At 47.4% G+C, this 22,217-nt stretch carries 26 protein-coding genes; 20 read left to right on the forward strand and 6 right to left on the reverse strand.

Annotated features, from left to right (window positions below; genetic code table 11):
* Positions 1-4 precede the first annotated feature (4 nt).
* The 17 genes from ACJJIR_RS06085 (at position 5) to ACJJIR_RS06165 (ending at position 13,691) form a co-directional block, all read left to right on the forward strand.
* Positions 5-631: a LysE family translocator gene (locus ACJJIR_RS06085; RefSeq protein ID WP_444907658.1), complete on the forward strand. Its 627-nt coding sequence runs from the start codon at positions 5-7 to the stop codon at positions 629-631.
* A gap of 33 nt (positions 632-664) precedes the next feature.
* Positions 665-1,123 carry a hypothetical protein gene (locus tag ACJJIR_RS06090; RefSeq protein WP_444907659.1) on the forward strand — a complete coding sequence of 153 codons (459 nt, stop codon included), beginning with the start codon at positions 665-667 and terminating at the stop codon, positions 1,121-1,123.
* A 24-nt stretch (positions 1,124-1,147) separates the two neighbouring features.
* Positions 1,148-1,540, forward strand: coding sequence for a MerR family transcriptional regulator (locus ACJJIR_RS06095; protein ID WP_444893197.1), 393 nt, complete (start codon positions 1,148-1,150; stop codon positions 1,538-1,540).
* Between the two features lie 103 nt (positions 1,541-1,643).
* A protein-coding gene (gene prfB / locus ACJJIR_RS06100; RefSeq protein WP_413662795.1) for a peptide chain release factor 2 occupies positions 1,644-2,739 on the forward strand; the annotation gives its coding sequence in 2 pieces (ribosomal slippage) (positions 1,644-1,715 and positions 1,717-2,739; 1,095 coding nt in all).
* 72 nt (positions 2,740-2,811) lie between these two features.
* Entirely contained in the window at positions 2,812-4,296 is a 1,485-nt protein-coding gene (gene lysS / locus ACJJIR_RS06105; RefSeq protein ID WP_444907660.1) for a lysine--tRNA ligase, read from the forward strand.
* Positions 4,297-4,447: 151 nt separating this feature from the next.
* Positions 4,448-5,338, forward strand: a complete 891-nt coding sequence (locus ACJJIR_RS06110; protein WP_444907661.1) for a hypothetical protein — start codon at positions 4,448-4,450, stop codon at positions 5,336-5,338.
* A 260-nt stretch (positions 5,339-5,598) separates the two neighbouring features.
* Positions 5,599-6,192, forward strand: coding sequence for a hypothetical protein (locus tag ACJJIR_RS06115; RefSeq protein WP_444907662.1), 594 nt, complete (start codon positions 5,599-5,601; stop codon positions 6,190-6,192).
* Positions 6,193-6,208: 16 nt separating this feature from the next.
* Positions 6,209-6,802 (forward strand): T6SS immunity protein Tdi1 domain-containing protein, encoded by a 594-nt coding sequence (locus ACJJIR_RS06120; RefSeq protein ID WP_444907663.1) that lies wholly within the window; start codon positions 6,209-6,211, stop codon positions 6,800-6,802.
* A 68-nt stretch (positions 6,803-6,870) separates the two neighbouring features.
* A complete protein-coding gene (locus ACJJIR_RS06125; RefSeq protein WP_444907664.1) occupies positions 6,871-7,182 on the forward strand; it encodes a hypothetical protein in 312 nt (103 codons plus the stop codon).
* Positions 7,183-7,704: 522 nt separating this feature from the next.
* Positions 7,705-8,295: a TrmH family RNA methyltransferase gene (locus ACJJIR_RS06130; protein WP_444907665.1), complete on the forward strand. Its 591-nt coding sequence runs from the start codon at positions 7,705-7,707 to the stop codon at positions 8,293-8,295.
* A 235-nt stretch (positions 8,296-8,530) separates the two neighbouring features.
* Positions 8,531-8,980, forward strand: coding sequence for a GNAT family N-acetyltransferase (locus ACJJIR_RS06135; protein ID WP_444907666.1), 450 nt, complete (start codon positions 8,531-8,533; stop codon positions 8,978-8,980).
* Between the two features lie 45 nt (positions 8,981-9,025).
* Entirely contained in the window at positions 9,026-9,310 is a 285-nt protein-coding gene (locus ACJJIR_RS06140; RefSeq protein ID WP_444907667.1) for a hypothetical protein, read from the forward strand.
* Positions 9,307-9,924 carry an FAD-dependent oxidoreductase gene (locus tag ACJJIR_RS06145; RefSeq protein WP_444907668.1) on the forward strand — a complete coding sequence of 206 codons (618 nt, stop codon included), beginning with the start codon at positions 9,307-9,309 and terminating at the stop codon, positions 9,922-9,924. Before ACJJIR_RS06140 ends, ACJJIR_RS06145 begins: the two co-directional genes overlap by 4 nt.
* A gap of 380 nt (positions 9,925-10,304) precedes the next feature.
* The gene (locus ACJJIR_RS06150) at positions 10,305-10,682 is read left to right on the forward strand and encodes a MerR family transcriptional regulator (protein WP_444907669.1); all 378 of its coding nucleotides are present in this window, start codon (positions 10,305-10,307) and stop codon (positions 10,680-10,682) included.
* A gap of 36 nt (positions 10,683-10,718) precedes the next feature.
* A complete protein-coding gene (locus ACJJIR_RS06155; RefSeq protein WP_444893205.1) occupies positions 10,719-11,291 on the forward strand; it encodes an NAD(P)H-dependent oxidoreductase in 573 nt (190 codons plus the stop codon).
* 603 nt (positions 11,292-11,894) lie between these two features.
* A complete protein-coding gene (locus ACJJIR_RS06160; protein WP_444907670.1) occupies positions 11,895-12,764 on the forward strand; it encodes a TolB-like translocation protein in 870 nt (289 codons plus the stop codon).
* Between the two features lie 525 nt (positions 12,765-13,289).
* Positions 13,290-13,691, forward strand: coding sequence for a GFA family protein (locus ACJJIR_RS06165; protein WP_444907671.1), 402 nt, complete (start codon positions 13,290-13,292; stop codon positions 13,689-13,691).
* A 303-nt stretch (positions 13,692-13,994) separates the two neighbouring features.
* Here the strand turns inward: ACJJIR_RS06165 and ACJJIR_RS06170 are convergent, their stop codons facing one another.
* The 6 genes from ACJJIR_RS06170 to ACJJIR_RS06195 form a co-directional block, all read right to left on the reverse strand.
* Positions 13,995-15,293 (reverse strand): HupE/UreJ family protein, encoded by a 1,299-nt coding sequence (locus ACJJIR_RS06170; protein ID WP_444907672.1) that lies wholly within the window; start codon positions 15,291-15,293, stop codon positions 13,995-13,997.
* A gap of 27 nt (positions 15,294-15,320) precedes the next feature.
* Positions 15,321-17,105 (reverse strand): hypothetical protein, encoded by a 1,785-nt coding sequence (locus ACJJIR_RS06175; protein WP_444907673.1) that lies wholly within the window; start codon positions 17,103-17,105, stop codon positions 15,321-15,323.
* 58 nt (positions 17,106-17,163) lie between these two features.
* Positions 17,164-17,649 (reverse strand): hypothetical protein, encoded by a 486-nt coding sequence (locus tag ACJJIR_RS06180; protein ID WP_444907674.1) that lies wholly within the window; start codon positions 17,647-17,649, stop codon positions 17,164-17,166.
* 151 nt (positions 17,650-17,800) lie between these two features.
* On the reverse strand, positions 17,801-18,412 hold the full coding sequence (locus ACJJIR_RS06185; RefSeq protein ID WP_444907675.1) for a TPM domain-containing protein: 612 nt from the start codon (positions 18,410-18,412) through the stop codon (positions 17,801-17,803).
* Positions 18,412-19,158 (reverse strand): TPM domain-containing protein, encoded by a 747-nt coding sequence (locus tag ACJJIR_RS06190; protein WP_444907676.1) that lies wholly within the window; start codon positions 19,156-19,158, stop codon positions 18,412-18,414. The genes ACJJIR_RS06185 and ACJJIR_RS06190 overlap by 1 nt, the downstream gene beginning before the upstream one ends.
* A 42-nt stretch (positions 19,159-19,200) precedes the next feature.
* Complete coding sequence (locus ACJJIR_RS06195) at positions 19,201-20,061, reverse strand: LemA family protein (RefSeq protein WP_444907677.1); 861 nt, start codon at positions 20,059-20,061, stop codon at positions 19,201-19,203.
* Between the two features lie 86 nt (positions 20,062-20,147).
* On the opposite strand from ACJJIR_RS06195, the gene ACJJIR_RS06200 reads away from it, so the two are divergent.
* From ACJJIR_RS06200 to ACJJIR_RS06210, 3 genes are read left to right on the forward strand one after another with little or no spacing between them, the layout of a single operon-like run.
* A complete protein-coding gene (locus tag ACJJIR_RS06200; RefSeq protein WP_444907678.1) occupies positions 20,148-20,684 on the forward strand; it encodes a YaeQ family protein in 537 nt (178 codons plus the stop codon).
* 14 nt (positions 20,685-20,698) lie between these two features.
* Complete coding sequence (locus ACJJIR_RS06205; protein WP_108733959.1) at positions 20,699-21,181, forward strand: YajQ family cyclic di-GMP-binding protein; 483 nt, start codon at positions 20,699-20,701, stop codon at positions 21,179-21,181.
* A gap of 11 nt (positions 21,182-21,192) precedes the next feature.
* Positions 21,193-22,137 (forward strand): SdiA-regulated domain-containing protein, encoded by a 945-nt coding sequence (locus ACJJIR_RS06210; RefSeq protein WP_444907679.1) that lies wholly within the window; start codon positions 21,193-21,195, stop codon positions 22,135-22,137.
* The last annotated feature ends 80 nt before the right edge of the window (positions 22,138-22,217 follow it).

Consider the following 22,217-nt stretch of genomic DNA (forward strand, 5'->3'; position numbering starts at 1 on the left):
ATCAATGGAATTATCGACACTGGCACTCTTTGTTCCCGCAAGCTTCTTTGCCTCGGTCACACCGGGGCTCTGCATGATGCTATCGCTCAGTCTGGGAATTACCCTGGGCGTGCGTCAGACTCTGTGGATGATGGTGGGAGAGTTGATCGGTGTTGCGTCGGTGGCGATTACCTCTGCACTCGGTGCTGCGGTATTGATGGTTCAGTATCCGACTTTATTTCAGCTGTTCAAATACTGCGGGGCCGCCTATTTGGCCTGGATAGGCGTGCAGATGTGGCGCTCCCGGGGGCAGCTGGCTCTGATGGATCAGGGTGATACGGTCGACGCTAGCCGACCATCGCGAAGAGCGCTGGCACTACAGGGTTTTGTTACAGCTGTGGCCAATCCCAAGGGTTGGGCGTTTTTTATTGCGTTATTACCGCCATTTATTAACGATACCAAACCCCTGGTACCCCAGCTCTCAGTCTTGTTGGCGATATTGCTGCTTTTGGAGGCGTTGTGCCTGCTGATTTATGCCAGTGGCGGCCAGGCCCTGAGTCGATTGTTGGAGCGGTCTGAAAATGTGCGTTTGGTTAATCGGATTTCTGGTACTTTGATGCTATCGGTGGGAGCCTGGTTGGCGTTATCCTGACACGGCTATTTATCGCTTTATGGAGGATGTTCTGTGCTGAAAAAACGGTTGTCATTCTTATGGGTATGGGCCCTGATTATCTCGGTGGCGGCTTGCGGCCAGTCGAGGGAGGAGAAAGCGATGGAGAACGAGGTTGAGAACACACCCGGCGCGGTGGAGCCCGAAGTCGCACCCACGCCTCCTGCAGCGACTATGAGGCCAGGGGAAATGGTGTGGATTTACCGCGGCAGTGGCAGCAAGCAGTGTGAAGGGGGTGGTATGACTCTTCAGCAGAGCCAGGCCAAGTTGAGTGACAATGGGGTGAAGGTGCAAGAGTCCCGCTGTGGAGTCCGCACCGACAGGATGTTCCCCGCCGTATGTGGCGCACCCACAGGAGATATCCTGATGCACTTGGTCGGTATGGATGCCCTGGATGCCTCAATTGAGCTGGGATATAGCCCCGCGGAGAAAGTGCAGTATCAGTTTGCTGCCTGTCGGGACAACAGTGCCTGATTTGAAACCTTAAGTGGGGTAATCGTGAATATTTCCCAGGCCGCAGAGAATTCGGGGCTCAGTGCAAAAGCCCTGCGCCACTACGAAAATATTGGCCTGGTGGTGCCCGGCCGCTCTGCTAATGGCTATCGGGATTACTCCACTGCCGATGTTGAAACCCTCTGCTTCGTGCGCCGCGCGCGGGCCTGTGGCTTTACCACTGAGGAGGTCCGGGCGCTGCTGGGGTTGCGGGATAACCCGGAGCGCCACAGCCGCGAGACCAAAGACCTGGTCAATCACAAGCTCGGGCAGCTCGAAGAGCAGTTGCAGACCCTGCTGGGGATGCGCGCAACCTTGCGGGCCTTTGCCGATAGCTGCGCCGGCAATGAGTCCCCAGACTGCGCAATTCTGGAAAAGCTCTCGGGACAGACCGCCTAGTAGAGGATTTGCCGCCATATCAGCCCCTATCTGACTGGAAGGACCCCCGCGCGCTGCGGTAGAATGCGCGCCGCTTTTTATTTTGTCCGGACACCGAAAGTTCATGGAAATCAATCCCCTCATCAATCAATTGAAAGACCTCGAAGAGCGCACCGACGTTCTTAGGGGGTATCTTTGACTACGCCAGCAAGAAAGAACGCCTTACCGAAGTAGAGCTGGAGCTGGCTGAGCCGAGCGTCTGGGACGACCCCAGCCGCGCACAGGAACTGGGGCGCGAGCGCTCCTCCCTGGAAACGGTGGTCAACACCATCGAAAACCTCGACTCCGGCATCGCCGATTGCCGCGAACTGTTGGAAATGGCCGTCGAGGAAAATGATGAGGACTCCGTAGGGGAGGTCTCCACTGAGATCGAAGGTCTCCAGCAGCAGCTGGGGATTCTGGAATTCCGCCGTATGTTCTCCGGCGAGAACGACGAGAACAACGCCTATCTGGATATCCAGGCCGGCTCCGGCGGTACCGAGGCCCAGGACTGGGCGGAAATGATCCTGCGTATGTACCTGCGCTGGGGTGAGGCCCACGGCTTCAAGACCACCCTGGAAGAGGTCTCCGCGGGGGAAGTGGCCGGTATCAAAAGTGCCACTGTGCATTTCGCCGGCGACCACGCGTTCGGATGGCTGCGCACAGAAACCGGTGTACACCGCCTGGTGCGCAAATCGCCGTTTGATTCCGGCAACCGCCGTCACACTTCTTTTAGCTCGGTATTTGTGTCACCGGAAATCGATGACAATATCGAGATTGAAATCGACAAGTCCCAGGTGCGTGAAGACACCTACCGCGCGTCCGGCGCCGGTGGTCAGCACGTGAACAAAACCGATTCTGCGGTGCGTTTGACCCACACAGAATCCGGTATCGTCGTGCAGTGCCAGAGCGAGCGCTCCCAGCACCAGAACCGCGATAAAGCCTGGAAAATGCTGCGCGCAAAAATGTACGAGCAGGAAATGCTCAAGCGCAACGCAGAGAAGCAGGCCATGGAAGACAGCAAGGCCGACATCGGTTGGGGCAGCCAGATCCGCTCTTACGTGTTGGACGACCAGCGTATCAAGGACCTGCGCACCAATGTCCAGACCAGCAACTGCCAGGCAGTACTGGACGGAGACCTGGACCAATTTATCGAAGCCAGCCTAAAAGCCGGCCTCTGATTTAAAGTCTCCACTCTCACCGCGCCCCTCGTCGATGAGGGGCAATATCAATCACAAAACTGATAGATCACCATGACTGATATCCAGCAAGACGAAAACAAACTGATCGCCGAGCGCCGCACCAAGCTTTCCGCTCTGCGCGAGAAGGGCAATGCTTTCCCCAACAGTTTTCGCCGCGAGAACCTCGCTGCCGACCTGCAAGCTGAGTTCGGCGATAAACAGAAAGAGGAGCTGGAAGAACTGGGTAAACGGGCGTGCGTAGCAGGGCGAATCCTGGCTAAACGCGGACCCTTTATGGTGATCCAGGATGTGTCTGACCGCATCCAGCTCTACGCCGATAAAACGGCACAGAAAGATATTAAAGAGCGCTTCGGTGCCTGGGATATCGGCGATATCGTCGGCGTAAAAGGCACTCTGCACAAATCCGGCAAGGGCGACCTCTACGTCAACTGTGAAGAGTACAGCCTGCTGACCAAAGCGCTGCGCCCGCTGCCGGAAAAATTCCACGGCATTGCCGATCAGGAAATGCGTTATCGCCAGCGCTACGTGGACCTGATCGCCACGCCGGAAGCCCGCGAAGTGTTCCGTGTGCGCTCCAAGGTGATCGAGTACATCCGCGATTTCCTCAACGCCCAGCAGTTTATGGAAGTGGAAACGCCCATGCTGCAAGTTATTCCCGGCGGTGCCAGCGCGCGTCCGTTCGTTACCCACCACAATGCGCTGGATATCGATATGTACCTGCGTATTGCCCCGGAGCTGTACCTGAAGCGTCTGGTCGTGGGTGGTTTTGAGCGGGTTTACGAGATCAACCGCAACTTCCGCAACGAGGGCCTATCCACGCGCCACAACCCCGAATTCACCATGCTTGAGTTCTACCAGGCGTACGCGGACTACAACGACCTGATGGACCTCACCGAGAAGATGCTGCGCGGTATCTGTGAAGATGTACTGGGCTCCACCACTGTGGAATACCAGGACAGCAGCTACGACTTCTCCAAGCCGTTCGCGCGTTTGTCTGTGTTCGACTCCATCCTGCACTACAACCCGGAACTCACTGCGGCCGATATCGACAATATCGAATCCGCCCGCGCGGTAGCCGAGAAGCTGGAAATCCCGCTGAAAGATAGCTGGGGCCTGGGTAAGGTACAGATCGAGATCTTCGAGAAGACTGTAGAGCACCGTCTCGACCAGCCGACCTTTATCACTGAGTACCCAACCGAAGTGTCTCCGTTGGCTCGCCGTAACGATGACAATCCGTTTGTCACCGACCGCTTTGAATTCTTCGTAGGCGGCCGCGAGATAGCCAATGGTTTCTCCGAGTTGAACGACGCGGAAGATCAGGCTGAACGCTTCAAAGCCCAGGTTGCGGAGAAAGATGCCGGTGACGACGAAGCCATGCACTACGACGCCGACTATATCCGCGCGCTGGAATACGGCCTGCCGCCCACCGCTGGTGAGGGCATCGGTATCGACCGTCTGGTAATGCTGTTTACCAACTCTCCGTCGATTCGCGACGTACTGCTGTTCCCGCATATGCGCCCTGAAGCGAACGACTAATCGCTTCTCACTGCCGGGTAGTTTTACCTGCCCGGCAGTATTTCCTCCCCCTATGCCGCAGATTTCCTCACTCTGAAACTTCCCTCAGCTCTATCTATCCTTATTCATTGGTGCTCTATCGGGCCTCGAATGATTTGGAGCGGTTGCTGCTATGACACAGGGACAGGCGAAAGAGAAAAGCGCAAGGCAAATATTGGCGCTAACGCTCTGTAGCTTTATCTCCTGTACCGCCGCTGCGCAAAGTTCGGAGCCTGCACCGGCTGCCAGCCTAACTTCCAAAGATCCCGATGACTGGCGCTTCCTCGCCACTCCCTACCTTTTCCTCCCGCTTCGCACTAAAGGGACTTCCACTGTTGCTGACACCAGTGTCGATATAGACCTGGATTTAAGCAAAACCCTGGAGCTCCTCAACGCTGCATTTTCTGTGCGCCTGGAAGCCTGGAAAGGGCGCTTTGGGGTAGTGGCGGATCTCTACTATGTGCATCTCAGATTGGATAAGGGAGCAACCATAACCCCGCCACGAAACCCGCAGCTGGATATCGATGTAGATATTGATGTAGAGGTGGATGCTCGCCAGGGCTGGATAAATGCCCTGGCGGGTTACAGGGTTCTAGAAGGGAACCTGGCTAATAGTGGGCGAAAGTACTTTGTTGATGTGGGAGCGGGTTTGCGCTGGAACCGATTAAAGCAGGAAGTGAAAGCACGAGCGGGAATTAACATAGGCCCCAGGCCCGAATTTAGGAATCGCCTTGGAGGCAAACAGAGTTGGTGGGAACCTACACTATCTGCGCGAGGCGCAATCGGAATTACTGAATGCCTAACCGTTGCTGTACGCACGGAACTGGGAGGCTTTGGCGCTGGGGGTGATGACTTACAGTGGAATCTACTAGCCGGATTCGACTGGCGCGCCTGGAAGACAACCTCACTGCGTTTTGGGTATCAGTATTACAGTATTGATTATTCCGATCGACTCTCTGATGGGCGTTTTGCTTATGATATTACTCAACATGGGCCGTATATAGCGGCGACTTGGCGGTGGTAGTTGAGTGAGTTCAGTTTATGAAGAGACTAAGTTCATTAGAGTCATAAGTTTAAAATCAAAGAGTTAGATATTTATTTGGTGCTTGTGATAGTGGCCATATAGAACGCATTTTTTATTTAGCTCTATGGTCCCATTTGTGTTTACCTTATCGGCTTCATAATTAAAAGTAAATGTGAGGAGCGAATTTACATTTGAAACCGTAGTAAAGATAATAGTGGTTTGGATAGCTATTATATAAATGTTAGATTTGAGGGGTATATATGGAGCTTCCATCGGTCCTAGATATTAAGGATTACTCGGAATTAAATTATTTTGATAAAAAGCAGCTCAAAGAGCTAATTGATGAATGTGAATTTATTATTGATGATCAGTATGATCAGTATGATCAGTATGATCAGTATGATCAGTATGATCAGCTTTCACCAGAGGCCTATTCATGTGTAGAGGGGCTTCTGGAGTACCTTCAGTATAAAGTCGGTGGAGAGGCTGCATTAAAAGCGATAAAGAAAAAGGCTGTCGAGGATGTTCGGCAGTGGATGTATATTCATCCAAAAAATCTAACTCCAGAAGATGATAAAAGAGCTGTCGAAAGTGGGTTAATTGCAATTCGATTGGGGTGTGGATGGGTAGTTGATGCGTATGAGGCTACTACAAATATACCGGGTCACGAAATTGAATGGGCAGCAATATCATCTATGCCAAACGTGATTTGTGAAGACTCAAAGGCGTTTTCTCAGCTTAAATTAAATTTAGGTAGAGAGCTGACAGAGGAGGAAATTATGAGAGTTGTAAGCCTTTCTGAAGGCTTGGTCAATAGTTATATGGCAAATGATGGAAAAATGAGGGAGTGGTGATCTAACAGAGTGGGCCATGCTCAGCTGCTTTACAGTTTTGATCTCCACTCCGGTTCGCAAGCGCATCTGCGGTATGGCGCATGCGCTAACTAGTAAAAATATTCTCATGACATTAAATGATTTAACAGTAAATTTTTCTCATATTAACAAGGGAGACCTTCTATCCGATTGGGAATGGCTTATTGGTAAGGGTAAGTTACCTATAGTTATTACCGCTCTTGGCGATGCGTTTATTCAAAACGTAAAAACCAATGAAGTGGAGTTTTTGAGTACTACACTTTGCCAAGTCGAGTTCATCGCAAAAGATGGAGAAGAGTTTCTCTCAAAATTACAAGACTCTGAATTTGTTAGCGGTTTTATGGGGGCAAAATTTGTACGTAGCTTGATTGAATCAGGTAAGTCACTTTCTAAATATATGATTTACAGCATTAAGATACCTCTATTTCTTGGTGGTGAAATTGACGTAGAAAATTTTGAGATAACTGATATCGAAGTCCACTTCTCAATATCAGGACAATTTCATAAAAAAGTTCAGGGTTTGCCAGAGGGCACTCCAATTGAAAGTGTTACCTTGGCCAAGCCAAAAAGGAAGTCTTGGTGGAAGTTTTAGGGCTAACAAGGTAGTACAATCGACTGCAAAGGTATCATCTAATTGAAATGGTATACGTAGATACAACGATGGATATATCTCAGTATTACGATGAAGCTAAGAAAATAGGAAAGCTAGTAGAGCCCCAGGCACCTTATGTTTTGGCTGTATTAGATTATCCTCCTGAGGAGGATAATCCATCCTCGTGGGTACCCAAAGTTCAAAACGCTTTACTGAATTTCTATAAAGAATTTCCATCTTCAGATGAAGCAGAGAAAGCGCTTAACTTGTACATTCAGGGCGCCATAATGGAAGATAGAGCAGAGCATAACTTACTGGTTAAAATAGGAGCTTCCTGCTTGGTTTTAGGAGTGGCTATCGGATGGGTTATTTGGAGTTAACTTCCTATAACTGGCGCATGCTGTTTCTGATGTTGCGGCTAGACAGCGTGCTCTATGCTCAAGTTTAAATGTCTAGGTAGAGAGTGGAAATAATTAAGTATCCTTTGGCTAAATCTGTACTATTTACAATTTTATATACGATACTGAACATAGTGTCTATCAATGTTCAGTTTATTCCTGGAATAATTACATGGATTTTTTGGGGAGTTGTTGGCCCATTGATAGCCATAGGGGCTGTATGGTTTTATCACTGCAAATCGATGGGTGGAGAAAAGTATTGGGTACAACTGTCCATCGGTACTACCCTGTATTATTTGGCGCTAGGTATAATATCGTTTAATTATATAGGCGGTTTATGGGCGTCGGTGTAGCTTAATAGTTAATTAAGTAATGCAGCCATTAACATAGCATTATACATATTTTGTGAGGTTGCTGCGCTTATTGTTGTTAGTATTTACACAGTCCAGACTGTGTCTGACTGCAATGTTAGTAGTGAACAAATTATCTAAGGTCTTCGAGAATATGGAAATTGATAAAAATGGTGCCCGAAAAAGAGCTGATGAAATTAAGCCTTATCGCTGTAAAAATCTGATAGCTGTTCTCGAGTGCCCGATGGATATGAAGAACATTGGAGCGGTTATTAGAAACGTCAATGCATTAGGCGTTGAAAAAACGTATATTGTTGATCCTCGCAAGCTAATACCCGATGACTGGCAGGAAATGAGAGAAAGGAAATCACTCTCGAAGCCGTCTGTCTCTGCGATCAAATGGAGCTTCGTAAAGCGTTTTGATAGTACCGAGGAATGCCTGGATCATTTGGCGAAAAACAGATTTATCTCGATTGTCACCTCTCCCCATGTAAAAGGAAAAGACAGCTTTATATTGCATGAGGCTGATTACACTCAGCCAAAACTGGCTGTTTGGTTTGGTAACGAATCTAGAGGTATAAGTGATCTTGCAGTCGAGAATAGCGCTTTCTGCGTATCCATTCCAATGTTTGGAATGATTGAAAGCCTGAACCTCGGAACAACTTCTGGAATTGTATTATATGAAGTTACTAAGCAGCGCCGCGAGTACCAGGAAAAGTACAAGAGAGCAAACCGTAGCGACTAATAAAGTGATGAAATTGACGTCCTATTTGTGTGTTTTTTGCACGATGGCTGCATTCTTTTCCTCAAATAGATAAAGAAACTTTCCCCATTGAATAGGCGCCTACCTTTCGGTCGCAATTACTCTTGGGTAACTCATAAAGCAAGCAAAAATTATTTCGTCTTTAAAGTTACCCTCAAAACGAGAAAGTCAAAATTACTTTAATATGAGCAGGATAGAGTTTAAGGAGCTAACTCAAGTGAATCGAGACGAGCTGTTAGCTGTACTCAATAAGGATTCACTTAGGGAGCACTTAATTAAACATGAATACTTTGATGACCAAAGCCTTAATGAGTGGATCAAGTTTAAGTTAGAAGTAGATTCCCTGACTGGGTGCCGTGTTCGACTAATTTACATCGGTGGAGTATTAGCTGGGTGGTGTGGTCTTCAACCTGACGATAGCGGTTTTGAGATGGCTGTTGTCATATCCCAACAGTTTTGGGGTTCTGGGCTCTCGGTATTCAAAACAATGATCGGTTGGGCTAAGGAATTGGGGCATAAGGAAATAGTGTGTCATTTGCTTGACAGTAGGCCGGAATACAGAGCTTTGAAAAGAATATCCAAAACAGTACATAAAGCTGAGCTGTTGGGCCGATGTTTTACGACATACTGTATCGAACTTGATAAATATGTACAGAGTAAATTATAGCTGATCGGTGAATCGTTTCTTTCTTGTTACATGAAAAAATAAGCTATGACTTGGATCTTGGTTTCAGATATTTTTGGTCGTACAAAAGCGTTAGAGCGATTTGCAGCTGATCTTCCTGGTAGTGTAGAGATAGTTGATCTGTATAATTCAGAATTGATGAATTTTGATTGTGAGGTTGAGGCGTATTCATATTTTACATCAAAGGTTGGGCTCGATAAATACGTTGAAAAATTATCAGAGAGAATCGGCGCATCATTTGGTCATGTGAGTTTAGTAGGTTTTAGTATTGGTGCATCGGCCATATGGAGGTTATCTGATCATCAGGTTTGAGTAATGTTTCAGGGTCAATTTTATTTTATAGTTCACAAATTCGCCATTACGCCAAAATTGATCCTATATTTCCTACGCACTTGATATTCCCGGCGATGGAGCCTCATTTTTCTGTATTAGAGGTCATGCAGACGTTGAAGCAGAAAGAGCAAGTGGAGGTCCATCATTCCACTTACCTTCATGGCTTTATGAACCCCGGGGCGCTAGAACAGCTTACGGCTAAGGGTGTTAGCGTACATCTCAATACCCGGCTAGTTAAGGAAGGTGCAATTTACCGTTCTATGAATACTCAAGAAACTTTCAAGGCAGACTTGGTTTATGAATGTGTAGGTATGTCGCCAAATACCGAGTTTCTAAAAACAGAATTACCCGGAGTGTTAGATAAGATGGGATTAATTAAAGTGGACGAATATATGCGGGTTAGAGGTTATTCTAACCTTTATGCGATAGATGATTGCTCTACTATGGATGAAAATAAGCACGGCTATATAGCAAACGTTCAAGGAGGCATCTTAGCGAGCGTTATCATTAATCAAGCCAAAGGTAAAAGGTTAAGCCTTATAAAACACCTAGTTATGCCATTGTTACGCCGACCGGTACAGAGACAGGTGTAGCTCAAATGCCCTTGAGAATCAATTAAGAGGTAGTCTAGAGCTAATTATACCTGCTAGATGCGTATGAGGCGGCATAGGGGGTGTTACTGCCATTAATAGTAGTTTATTTACGTAGGTAGGTTCCCCCGTCTGAGTTGATCACAGAAAACCAGATGGTCTTTTCTTCTTAATTTGCGGTATTGCGTATTTACTTTCTTCAACGTAATGTTTGTGCCGAAAGTATGAGAATGTAAGAAGTGAGCTCCAGCTCGTATGAGTTTCTACTAGGTGCCCGTAAGGGCTGGCGAAGGCCCAAGCTTATGGATGGATCCTTTCGTGTGATGAATATTTTTCATAGGCTGCAATCTCAATGGGAAATTGAGCATAGGTAGGAGGTCTGTATGTTTATAGGAGAGGTGTCAAGAAGGACGAATCTCACTGTAAAGGCGATAAGATTTTATGAGGAAAAAGGCCTCATTGCCGTTCCTAAAAGGCAGGGCAGATATAGAGTCTATACGGCAGAAGATGTTGAAATTCTTACTTTGATCTCAGAAGCTAAAGCACTTGGGGTGACTTTGGCTGAGTTAAAGGATGTTATTCGGTACCATAATGGAGAGGTTGATTGGGCTCGAATCAGTGTCTTTCTGAAGAAAGTAAAAAGAAAAATTGAGGCTGAATTGGAATCACTTTCTAATAAAGCTGAAAAGGTTGATCAATGTATTGCGTCTATAGATTCCTGTCATAAAAGCCTTGACCCTCCCCTTAAGGGGAGACGGTAGACTTTTCATCGTGTTTTTAAGCAATAGTATGACGAGATGAAAAATATCCTACTTTTAAATGGCAATCCAAAGAAGAACAGTTTTGTTAAGCAGTTGAGCGATGTCTATGAGTCTGAAGCAAAGAGACAGGCTAATGTTCGTCGATATAACCTGTCGGAAATGGACTTCAATTCGAATTTAGAGTTTGGGTACGATGATTATCAAGTATTGGAGGATTGTCTATCTGAATTTCAAGAGACTCTTAAATGGGCACAGCATATTGTTGTGGTGTCGCCTATTTGGTGGGGCGGATTGCCAGGAAAGCTCAAAGGCTTGATTGATCGATCTTTTCTTCCCGGAATTACCTTTAAATTTGAGAGTGGTAGTGCAGAACCCATACAGCTTCTTAAAGGCAAAACATCAAGAATAATTTTGACAATGGATGCCCCTATAGAATATTTAGAAGAACAAGCAAAGCCAGTATTAGAGCAGCTTGATCGATTTACTCTTCAATATTGCGGCTTCTCGAAAGCAGAGGTTAATTTATTTGGTTCAATGATTATGTCTGATAAGAATCAACAGGGTTCCTGGTTGAAAGCTGTTAAGGAACTTGGTGCTAGCTGTATATAACCTAGAACAAATCAATCTATGTTAATTACGACTTCCTAACGACAATCAATACGCTTGACGATATCTTATCTTCAATCGGTAGAGATCTAAGAAAGTGTATTTCAGGCAATGTATCTAATTGAGCTGCACTTTCTACCAGATTGATTTCTATCTGGTAGAAAGTGCAACAGCCATTGGGGCTATAGTATCGCTCATTCTTAATCCCGCAGGATGAAAATTGATCATTCGGTTGGTGTTAGAAAATAGTACTCGCTACTCAGTTGTTTAAACCATCATCTATTTCTTTTGAGCAAATTTGTAGATTTACTTACGCCGAATAGATGAATATCTGAGGCGTATTTATGTAGGTTTAAGATCGTCGTGTCCCGATAATTCTCTCTATAATTGGGGCCCCGGTGTAGATTGGCAATACGAAATGAGCCGCAAGGTCAGTATATATGGAAGACAAAAGGGAGATCCGAACCCTCGGTGTAGAGCCACTTTTGAGTATATTTCATACAAATATTTGGCTGATCACACCTCTTATCTCAAGAATCAGGGTAAATTCATATGGACGTCAGGTGTTATAAAGCTTGAAAAGATACATTGGTTGCTTATTACTTCATGTTTAAGCAAGGATATGTCATGAGGCACCTTTGTACTTCAATTGCTTTACTCTCACTCCTAACTCTGAGTGTTAACAGTTATAGTCAGGATACACCGACAGCTCTTGAAGGGCCCTATCTTGGACAGAAACCTCCTGGGTTAACTCCAAAGTTATTCGCTCCTAATCCCTCGAAAGAGTATCGGGATTGGGGTGGCTACTTCACGCCTGATATGCAGGAGTACTACGTTACAAGAAGATATTACCAAAGTGGTGAGTCTTCGAAAGTTGTATTCAAGCTTGAGGGGAATCGTTGGTATGAATCGGAAGTGGCCTGGGGTGGCTCTATCTCGCCTGATGGTCAAACAATGTATTCTAGAAATCGATATAGAGAGCGCACTGACAATGGTTGGTCAGAACCTAAAAGCCTGGGGCCACTATTTGAAGACTTTCGTATCATGCGCCTTACGGCTTCTTCAAAAGGAACCTTTGTATTTGATGAAGTAGGTTCAAATGGAGATGGTATTCTTCGCTATTCGCGTCTGTTAGATGGTAAGCGTGAAGCGCCAAAACCTTTTGGAAAGCAGATAAATACAGGGAAATGGACTGCTCACCCATTTATTGCCCCTGATGAGTCCTACATTATCTGGGATAGTGAAAGAGAGGGTGGATATGGTGATAGCGATATGTACATCAGTTTTCGCCAACAAGATGGCTCATGGGGTGCGGCTATTAACTTCGGTGATAATATCAATACAGAAGGGGAAGATGGTGGTGGATATGTAACGCCCGATGGGAAATACCTTTTTTACTGTCGGCGTTGTACTCCACCGAATTTTGAAATAATGTGGGTAGATGCGAAGTTTATTGAGGCCCTTAGGCCTAAATAAAATTTACACTCAGCTACGCCTAGTTCTCTGTATCTATCATTATTTTGCTAAATTTAAATTCTTTAATGATATTTCCGGTCTTCACGATACATGAAGCCCCGGTTGATCCCGCAGCAACCTGTTAAGTTGTATAGAATCCTTTCACCAAGTAAGAAGGTGAGCGCCACACCAAGTATGTGAGCGTTCACCTTTATGTGTTAGCCTCTATTAGCCACAAACTACCGAAAACTTGAAACAATGTTGATAGAAATCAGGTTAGATAAAGGTTTGTGCAAATAGATATGCGCACCACAAAAGCCTGTTCTTTCTGATAACCTTTTATCTATTTGGAGCGGAAGTTCAGCCTGAGACATTTGTTGTAGAACAGATAGCTAATACCGGAGTTAAAATTAGCTGGAGGGATTGTTCAGTGCGAATAGATGTTCTTTTGGGACTCTATGATCGGTTAAAATCTATACAGGGTGATGTAGATGTCTCAGATATATGGGCTTTGTATCTTTCTATTACTAAAAAAGGAGTGTCTTTTTGACTAAAGGTGAATGCAATTGTGGAGAGATAGCTTATGAGATACAAGAATCCCTCACAGATTTATATATGTGCCACTGTTCAATCTGTCGTCGTTCCACAGGGAGTGGCGCTATTACTGTAGCTATTGTGCCTACCGAGAAGTTTAGTTGGGTTAAAGGTAAGGAGAACCTTAAGTATTGGTCTAAGCCCGGGCATGATTGGCATACAAATTTTTGCGCTACTTGCGGTTCTACTCTGCCCGGAGATAATGATTCTTTAAATACTTACATTCCTGCAGGAAGCTTGGTGGATGGTAACGAGAATCTAAAAGTGGTTCATCATTTATGGGTTGACTCAAAGGCCTCTTGGGAAGTAATAGGTGACGCCGGGAAGCAGCATCCCAAGGGGTTTGAATCTTAAATTATTTAACGTCCTGGTTTATTGCGCTTTGTATTTTTGCTCATTATTACGTGTGTAGTGGCAGGGAGGTTAATTTTGGAGTGAGTTTTGTCTCTGGAACTTGGGAATACAAATCAGTTTTAGGTGTATTACTACTGGGGTGTAAGGAAAGAATACACCGCACTCGAGACACGCTGTGAATACATCCCTGTAAGCTCCTAATCGGCATCCATGCCTCATAGGGTCTCGAGAGCAGTGTATTATTTCCTTCTCCCTTTTTAGTATCTCGGGTGTAATAGCCAGAGAGGAAACTCATTCTTCTGTTCAGGAAATTGCCGAAACAAGCTCATATCCTCTATCTAATGTCCAAATAAAAGCAATTGCGCTGCAGAGTCCAGCAACAGAATAACGTATCCGGATTTCCCATTCCTTTTTCCACAGCCTGGCTAAATAGGCAAGGGGCCATATGGCAAGAATTATGAGTACTTGCCCGGCTTCTACCCCCAGGTTGAAGGCCAAGAGGCTTTGCCAGATATTCGGGGAGTCAACTTGGAGTATTTCATGTAATACAAATGAAAAACCCAGGCCGTGGAGTAGGCCGAGCATGCAGGTGCCGATAAAAATTGTACTTTCGCTGCCTGTGATCTTAGTGTCTTCCCTGTGTAGTGATATCCAGGCCATATAGATTATGGATAGGGCGATACCGGTTTCTACCATAGGTACGAACCAGCTGACTGTGGGAACAAAGCCAAAGAATCCGGCTGAGAGGGTGATACTGTGACCGATGGTAAAGCCGGTAGCGCGCCACAAGAGTAGGGGTAGGCTGAGTGCACCGAGGCTTAGGCAGAGTACAAACAACACGTGGTCCAGCCCCTTCAGGATATGGGCGATGCCCTCCGCCAGAAAAGTCTTCACAGCGTCTATTGAGGAGTGGGTAATCAATAGTGCCTCTTGCATAAGACCGCGTGAGCGAAAGACCTGGGTCTTACCTGGGTTGTAATCCAGTACCAGGTTGGCGGTGTCTTCCTGGTTGGGGAGGCCGGGGTTAAGAGAGCTGGATAGTTGGTATTCTCCAAGGGGAGCTTCCAGAGGGTAGAAGATCTGAATATCAACCAAGGTGTCACCCACATACAGCCTTTGATTGGTGTCTTCAGGTAAGTATTGGTGCAAAAATGCCTGCTGTGCCTCCTCCAGCGTTGCAAAGTCCGGTTCATTTCCTATCCGATACAGGCGCACGGCTTTTACATCGCCTTTTATCTGCTTGTCAGTATTGCGGAGAAAAGTGGCTCTCTCTGCAATATTACCGAGTCCTAGAAGCGCTAGCTCCAGCTGTTGAAAGTCGACATAGTGGACCAAGTCACCTTGATCCAAGGAGTTTTTGGTATATGGGGCGGGTTGTGGGAGTTTGCCTGTATAGGGGTCGCGCCTCAGTCCTGTTTTATCTGCCAGTAAATAGGGCATAGGCACTCTCATATATAGGTTGGCACCACTGGCTGTGTGCTCTATATGGAAAATCCGTACATTGAGGTTGAGAAGGAAATGCGCTTGTGCTTGCCCGCTGATGCTGGATATGAGGAGATATAGAACAATCATCGCGGGCAACTTGAGTGTGCTGTTTTTCATGGCTCTAGCTATTTCTCTATTTTATTCTTACCGTACGGATAGGGGAGTAAATCCAGCGATTTTCCAGTGGTTATCAGACTGGATAATTGCGATATTGGCCCGGGTCTCTTGCGGTCTTTGTTCAAAGTGTCCCCAGCTTCGGTCCTCTACTACCGCTTGCCAACTTGTAATCAACTGGAATCCTTTGTTGCCATTCAGGTTAATTTGACTGGAGTACTCTACTTTTAGATTTGTAATAGCACCGATTGATCCCAAGCTACCACTCGCTGTTTGGGGGCGATAAATTTGTGCCAGATTTGAATAGGTATTTTCGAAGCCTTCATTGGTAATCAGGTTTTTCAGCTTTAATTCCAGATTGATCGGTAGAGGCTCTTTAAATGCGGCTGCAACTTTTAACAGTAGCTGTTCTGTTACTTGGCCCAAGTCCCGTTTTTTAGCGGTTCCAGGGAGGTTTACCCGGTATTCTTCTGGAAGATTGAGGTACAAAGCGCCAGCTGAGATTATTATGGCGGTATAGATAATAGTTGAACCCTTGCGGCCTATAAGTGAGTGTTTTGTGGATAGCGTCAATACAATTATCGTAATAATAAGAAATGAAAATAGGATAGCCATAGGGACCGCCAGGCTAGGGGTTTCTATTACAAGTGGATCGCTATTTGGAGGTCGGTAATCGTATAGGTAGTTGTGCCACTGAATATCAGGAAATGAGGGAATTACATGGGTGGGGAATGGGCCTGTGGGGTCCTGAATAATGGTGGGAACGGAGTTGATTGTATCGGTGAATAGATTCCAGTCTACGGTAACACTCTGGGGCAGTGCATCGATGGAAAATTTTTCCCGGTAGCCAATCATCACTGAGCCCATTTCAATAGTGTCATTCTCTGAAATCTGTGAGTACCCGCTATTATTTGCGCGAAGAAAAACAGTCTCAATGCTGTTCGGCTGTGAGGGTGCTTGATCAATAGAAGTTGGATTTTTATTATTTAGATAGCTGCGTACTGTGTGGTGCAGGAAGGCTTTACTTTCTGGTGTTAATGGTTGCCAAGCATCGAAAGGCTGATTAGTCCACTCCAGTAAGTCCTTGGTGCGCACGAGTATCTCATGGCGTATCTGGCGGGGCTCTACGTAGAGGAAAGACATTAGTGGGTAGCGGTTATGCCGACTAATATTGGTGTTCTTAAAATGTGTATTCCATGGGTCTTTCCAGTCGATAATGAGTGGTTCAGGTTGGGATAGGTAGTGAAAGCCGCTGATAGGTGTTTGCCCGTGGCGACTGGTAAAGCCAATTGTCACGGATGCCAGCTTATCACTGCCGATGGGTGGTTTTAGTTGCAGGTCTGAAAGTCCACCGATTGGATATTTCAGCTGAGTTAAAAGAATCTTTTTATCTGCCGGGAAATCCGGCATTTTTATGCCGGTGCGGGGATCGGTTTGCCCAGCAAAAGGGGAAATTCTAGGTTTTCTCTGGGCTACTCGAATTGAGATGAGTTTGTGCTTAATGCTCTTATTTCCAGAGAGTACTTGAAAATCGAAAGATTGCTGGGTTTTTGCTGATTGTGCCAGTCGATAAATGTCTGCTGTATCTTCAATTCCTGGCCAAAATAGTTTGGCATCGCTTGCTGATATCTCGAATCTAATGTTTAGGATATTTTTTTGTATATCGATCTCCGCGATGTTGTTGGCGGTCTCAGCGCCACTTAAACTGATGAAATCAGCCTTGCTGGTTGTTGATAATGCACTGCTGAATAATATCAGGACCAGGCTGATTAGTATTTTTTTGAATGATAAATAAAATTTCGTTTTGGGAGTCATGTGTTGCTTGAGCAGAGTTGATCAGTTGCACATTATTCGTTTTTGAAGGTGGGTTAATTTAGTCTGGTACTTCAAGATCAGTACCGAAGGCTATATTGACTTCCCCATAGATTTTCCCAATCAGCTTTGTATAAATTACTTTTCCGCCATAAATAGTAGGTACGAATACAACCTCAGTAGGGGCAGCTGGTAACTTTTCGGAATCCGGCTTGGTACTGCTGGGGTCCCAAGTCGGAAAATTCACTTGCCGGTTACTGATGGCCCATTCCACTCTGAGGGCGCCGAGATCGCCAATGTGGTTGCTGCACTGATGCTCGACATGAAATGTTAATTTATCGCTGTTACCCAATGCCGGCAGGAAGTAGGTGGTGGCTTGCTTTGGGCGAGGGGAGACTATACGAGTGCCCGGGAAGTAACCGTCCCCGATTGCCGAAGTCGTATTTTTCTTTTGTAGTTCTTGAGACCAGAGAGCGGCACTGAATCCGGATGCCAGTAACAGAAGAGTAATACTGAAAAGCTGCGATAGGGTTTTAGTCGGAATCATCTTCTTGTATAGAGTTTACTTATGGGTTTTATGTCTTTAGGCAGCTTAGTTGATGATTCAAGTCACAATAGGAGAGTAGATTGGTATGGCGTGGAGTTTCGTTTTGAAACTTGAGTAAGTTGGTGTTGCCAGTTTTGGGGGATACGGGGATTTAATTGATGACGACTAGATGATTCGGCAGTTCATCTTTAATGGTGCTGGTGGGTATCGCTTCATGAAGTAGATCTCCGCATTGCTCAATACATGCCAGTAATGCCTCTCCAGCTTTTCCCCGCTTGATTTGTTGCACAAAATTTTCAACTACTCTCTGCCAGTTGTCATTGGTGATATGTTGGGCAATGCCTCTGTCGGCCAGTATTTCTACATAGTGTTCGGCTTCTGAAACAAATATCAGTAGCCCGAGTCGATCCTTGGTTGCGTGTAAATCCTGCTCCAGAAATTGCCTGCGAGCTAAGTTTGAAGCTCGCCAGAATTTTATTTTCTTTGGTACCAAGCGCATGGTGATGGGGCGCCAGCGGAATATTACTGCCAGGACAATAAATAAAATCCACTGAAGCGTCACCGCCTGTTGAAGGTTGATCCAGAACGGCAGAAATTCGATCAGAGGGGAGACTAACAGTGTTAGGAATGCGGCCCATAGGGTAGAGATATAAAGGTAGTTGTCCGCTTCCTTGGCGATCACAGCCATGACTTCAGCGTCGGTGCGGGATTCTACGTCCTTGATCGCCTCTGCTACCTGGCGTTGATAAGTATTGGTGAGCATTACCATCCTCCCGATGCGCCCCCTCCGCCAAAGCCTCCGCCGCCCCCGCTAAACCCGCCCCCAGAGCTGCCGCCGGATAGACCTCCGCCAAAGCCACCTCCACCATAGTAGCCGCCGTAGCGCCCCCGCTTAAAAATGCGGCTCTTTACAGGTGAACCCAGTGCGGCACTGCCGAAGAGGTGTAGCATGACCAGCAGAAGGAACAGGCCTACCAGTACAGCAATTCGACGCCCCTCTTTGGTTTCTACGGGTTCAGCGACATATTCATTTTTCGTCGCGGCGATAATTGATCGAACCCCTGCATTGATTCCGCCGCTAAAATCGCCATTTCGAAACTCTGGCAGTACTTTGGTTTGGATAATATTTGCCGCCAGTGCATCGGTTAGGGCTCCTTCCAGGCCGTAGCCTACTTCGATACGGACCTTTCTATCATTGGGCGCAATCAGGAAAAGCACTCCATTGTCTTTGTCTTTTTTTCCTAGCTTCCACTTGCGTGCCAGTTGGTTGGCATACTCCTCTATAGTGATGCCCTGAAGCTCGGGGATGGTGGCGACAACCAGCTGATTGTCGCTGTCGCGCTCATACTGCTGTATCAACTCAGTAAGTTGGTATCTCTCATCGGCCTTTAACAACTCTCCCTGATCTACTACCCGGCCGGACAGCGCTGGAAACTGTACATCGGCCCAGGCTGTTAAGGCACAGACCAGAGCGATCAGGATGGTTATGGCAAGACTGGGGCGGTTCATTTTGGGGTCGATGGCGCCTGTCTATTGGAAGTTGAGGAGCCTCTAAATAACTCCGTAATGCCTCTGCGGGTCTTGAAGGCTGCAGATGTTAGGCGCAGCTCGCCGCGAATGGCCGTAGCCCTTTGCAAGAGCTGCAACGCAGCAGCTGTGGCCTTCAAGGTCCGCCCTTCGGGGCTTGCAGAGCGATTCACACTCCGCGTTACGACTTCTTGAAAGGTCTAGACATTCCTGCGAAGCCGCGCCTTGATTGTGAACCGCTCTGCATGCCAGAGGTATCATAGAGTTATTCAGAGGCTCCTTAACCTCAGGTGCCTTATCGGCATCTTCACTGGTGGCTTCGAAAGTTTCTCGAAGCGGCATATCCCTGTAGAGCACGGCATGCCAGATTCTTCCTGGAAAAGTGCGCATCTCGCGGTTGTAGCGCTCTACAGCCTGGATATAATCCCGGCGCGCGACACTGATGCGGTTTTCGGTGCCCTCTAACTGAGATTGCAGTGTGAGGAAGTTCTGGTTGGCTTTGAGGTCGGGGTATCGCTCTACCACCAACATAAGGCGGGATAGCGCGCTGGTTAACTGGCCTTGTGCTGCTTCGAACTGTTGCAGCTTGGCTGGGTCATTGAGAAGGTTGCCGTCAACCTGGAGAGAGCTGACTTTGGCTCTGGCCTCAGTGACGGCTTGTAGGGTTTCCCGTTCGTGGGATGCGTAAGCTTTTACGGTTTGCACCAGATTGGGAACCAGATCGGCACGGCGCTGGTATTGGTTTTGAACCTGGGCCCAGGTGGCTTTAACCTGCTCGTCATAGGTTGGGATATTGTTGACACCACAGCCGCTGAGGGTGGTTGCCAGCAGCAGTAGCAGTGAGCTCTGCCAAAAGGGCCAGCCGCTGGGGAGCGCAGAGGTCATGCGGAATATCCTTATTCTCACGTGAACCCATCAAGAATAGTCCGCCTGACTCCCGGCGCTGGAGAAGGCATCACCATGGAGCCAAAATGGCGTTAAAAGCAACAATATTTAAGGCCAAAGTCCAGATATCCGATATGGACAGGGATTATTACGCCGAACATCCGCTCACTTTGGCGCGACATCCCTCGGAAACAGATGAGCGTATGATGGTGAGGCTACTGGCTTTTGCACACAATGCGGCAGAAACGCTGGAGTTTACCCGGGGATTGTCCTCCGATGAGGAAGCGGATCTCTGGCAAAAGAACTTGAGCGGGGAAATCGATCTCTGGATCGAAGTGGGGCTTCCCACTGAGGAACGAATTCGCAAAGCCTGCAACCGCTCGAAGCGCGTTATCGTATACAGTTACGGGCGCCGTGCAGCAGCAATCTGGTGGCAGAAACAGGCCAGCCAATTGGAGCGCTTTGATAACCTTACCGTCTACCATTTAGCCGCTGATGCCACTGAGCAATTGGCGGCTATGGCTGAGCGCAATATGGACCTGAGTGCAACCATTCAGGATGGTCATATCTGGCTCGCTGATAGTGACAACAACGCGGAGATTACTCCGGAAACCTGGAAATAGGAGCAGACAACTTAATGCCTTCTTTTGACATTGTATCTGAAGTGGATAAGCACCAACTCACCAACGCTGTGGATCAGGTGAATCGCACTATTACCAACCGCTTCGACTTTAAAGGTGTGGATGCGGAAGTGGAGATGAGTGAGTTCTCCCTGGTAGTTCGCGCTGAAGTGGACATGCAGGTAGACCAGATGGTGGATATGCTGCGCGGCGCACTGATCAAATGCGATATCGATCCACTGGCGATGGATGTAGGTGATAAAGAGCAATCCGGCAAGCAGGTCAAATTGGACGTAACCCTGAAAAATGGCCTTGACAAAGAACTGTCAAAAAAGATTGTTAAGCTGATCAAAGATGAAAAGCTCAAGGTGCAGGCTGCCATTCAGGGTGAGCAGGTGCGTGTTACTGGCAAGAAGCGCGATGACTTGCAGCAGGTGATCGCCTTGTTACGCGGTAAAGAGCTGGAACAGCCATTGCAGTTTAATAACTTCCGCGATTAATTGGTTTTGCAGTGATCAAGCGTACTCTCTTCAGTGTTCTATCCGTGCTGTTGTCGCCACTGGCGATAGCCGCAGAAATTACCCCGGCTAGGTTGCTGGCCAGCTATTGGGTTGATAGTAGTGCAGGCCTGGATATTTCCGGCTTAAGTTTTTGTTCTGGAGATCTGCTGGCAGTCTCCGATAAGAATTCTGAAGAGATCTACACGCTTGAACTTCGCGATGGCAGTGCCGACCTGGTATCACATCTTCGCTTAAGCGGCCTTGGGATACCGGAGCAGGATGAGCCTGTCAGCGCTTGGGAGGGCTTCAAGGAGTTGTTCCGCCCGGCAGAAGATCTGGACTTTGAAGGTGTTACCTGTAGCGATGGCCAGGTCTATCTGGTCAGTGAGCATTACAACCGTATTGCCATCGTAGATATCGAGGGAAACGCACGCTGGCAGGAGCATAGCTGGTCGGCATTAGCCAGGTCCCAGGGGTTTCTACAGAAGACCAATGCTTCCAGCGAGGGGTTGGTGAAAGCCGACGCTACTTTCTGGGTAGCCATGGAGCGCGAACCCCGCGGTCTGTTGAGGCTTAATGCAGATGGCGAGGCCAGCACACTGACTCTGCCTCAAGTAGATGGTCTGGACTTTGCTGGCCGTTCAGAGGACTTGGCGGGATTGGATTACCACGACGGCGCACTCTTTACCTTGGAGCGCAACGCCCACGCCGTGTGCCGCAGGGCACTTCCTAGCCTGGAAGCAGAGTGGTGCCTGGATTATCGCGCCCTTGAAGAATCTCCCGAGCGGGTTTATGAAGAAACCCGCTATGGAAAGGGCGAGGGGCTGGCAGTCGGAGAGCAGGGTATTTTCGTTATCCTCGACAACAATAATATCGGCCGTGCCCAGGCGCCTGACGACAAGCGCGCGCTTCTGTTGCATCTGGCAATGCCAGATGAGGCCAGTAGGCTGCAATAATTGACTCTGTCTGGCGCCGTACTTTCCGGGAGTCGGCGCTAATCCCATCCCTTTAGTTCTCTCCCGTTCAACAAGTCCCT

It is taken from the genome of Microbulbifer maximicatervae (SeqCode), assembly GCF_052467385.1.

Excerpts from the sequence above, each read along its gene's own strand:
- ACJJIR_RS06175 (WP_444907673.1), bottom strand. The coding sequence starts at position 17,105 with ATGACTCCCAAAACGAAATTTTATTTATCATTCAAAAAAATACTAATC.
- ACJJIR_RS06120 (WP_444907663.1), top strand. The coding sequence starts at position 6,209 with ATGCTCAGCTGCTTTACAGTTTTGATCTCCACTCCGGTTCGCAAGCGC.
- ACJJIR_RS06130 (WP_444907665.1), top strand. The coding sequence starts at position 7,705 with ATGGAAATTGATAAAAATGGTGCCCGAAAAAGAGCTGATGAAATTAAG.
- ACJJIR_RS06180 (WP_444907674.1), bottom strand. The coding sequence starts at position 17,649 with ATGATTCCGACTAAAACCCTATCGCAGCTTTTCAGTATTACTCTTCTG.
- ACJJIR_RS06140 (WP_444907667.1), top strand. The coding sequence starts at position 9,026 with ATGACTTGGATCTTGGTTTCAGATATTTTTGGTCGTACAAAAGCGTTA.
- ACJJIR_RS06160 (WP_444907670.1), top strand. The coding sequence starts at position 11,895 with ATGTTTAAGCAAGGATATGTCATGAGGCACCTTTGTACTTCAATTGCT.
- ACJJIR_RS06110 (WP_444907661.1), top strand. The coding sequence starts at position 4,448 with ATGACACAGGGACAGGCGAAAGAGAAAAGCGCAAGGCAAATATTGGCG.
- lysS (WP_444907660.1), top strand. The coding sequence starts at position 2,812 with ATGACTGATATCCAGCAAGACGAAAACAAACTGATCGCCGAGCGCCGC.
- ACJJIR_RS06085 (WP_444907658.1), top strand. The coding sequence starts at position 5 with ATGGAATTATCGACACTGGCACTCTTTGTTCCCGCAAGCTTCTTTGCC.
- ACJJIR_RS06185 (WP_444907675.1), bottom strand. The coding sequence starts at position 18,412 with ATGCTCACCAATACTTATCAACGCCAGGTAGCAGAGGCGATCAAGGAC.
- ACJJIR_RS06155 (WP_444893205.1), top strand. The coding sequence starts at position 10,719 with ATGAAAAATATCCTACTTTTAAATGGCAATCCAAAGAAGAACAGTTTT.
- ACJJIR_RS06200 (WP_444907678.1), top strand. The coding sequence starts at position 20,148 with ATGGCGTTAAAAGCAACAATATTTAAGGCCAAAGTCCAGATATCCGAT.
- ACJJIR_RS06195 (WP_444907677.1), bottom strand. The coding sequence starts at position 20,061 with ATGACCTCTGCGCTCCCCAGCGGCTGGCCCTTTTGGCAGAGCTCACTG.
- ACJJIR_RS06170 (WP_444907672.1), bottom strand. The coding sequence starts at position 15,293 with ATGAAAAACAGCACACTCAAGTTGCCCGCGATGATTGTTCTATATCTC.
- ACJJIR_RS06190 (WP_444907676.1), bottom strand. The coding sequence starts at position 19,158 with ATGAACCGCCCCAGTCTTGCCATAACCATCCTGATCGCTCTGGTCTGT.
- ACJJIR_RS06150 (WP_444907669.1), top strand. The coding sequence starts at position 10,305 with ATGTTTATAGGAGAGGTGTCAAGAAGGACGAATCTCACTGTAAAGGCG.
- ACJJIR_RS06205 (WP_108733959.1), top strand. The coding sequence starts at position 20,699 with ATGCCTTCTTTTGACATTGTATCTGAAGTGGATAAGCACCAACTCACC.
- ACJJIR_RS06125 (WP_444907664.1), top strand. The coding sequence starts at position 6,871 with ATGGATATATCTCAGTATTACGATGAAGCTAAGAAAATAGGAAAGCTA.
- ACJJIR_RS06115 (WP_444907662.1), top strand. The coding sequence starts at position 5,599 with ATGGAGCTTCCATCGGTCCTAGATATTAAGGATTACTCGGAATTAAAT.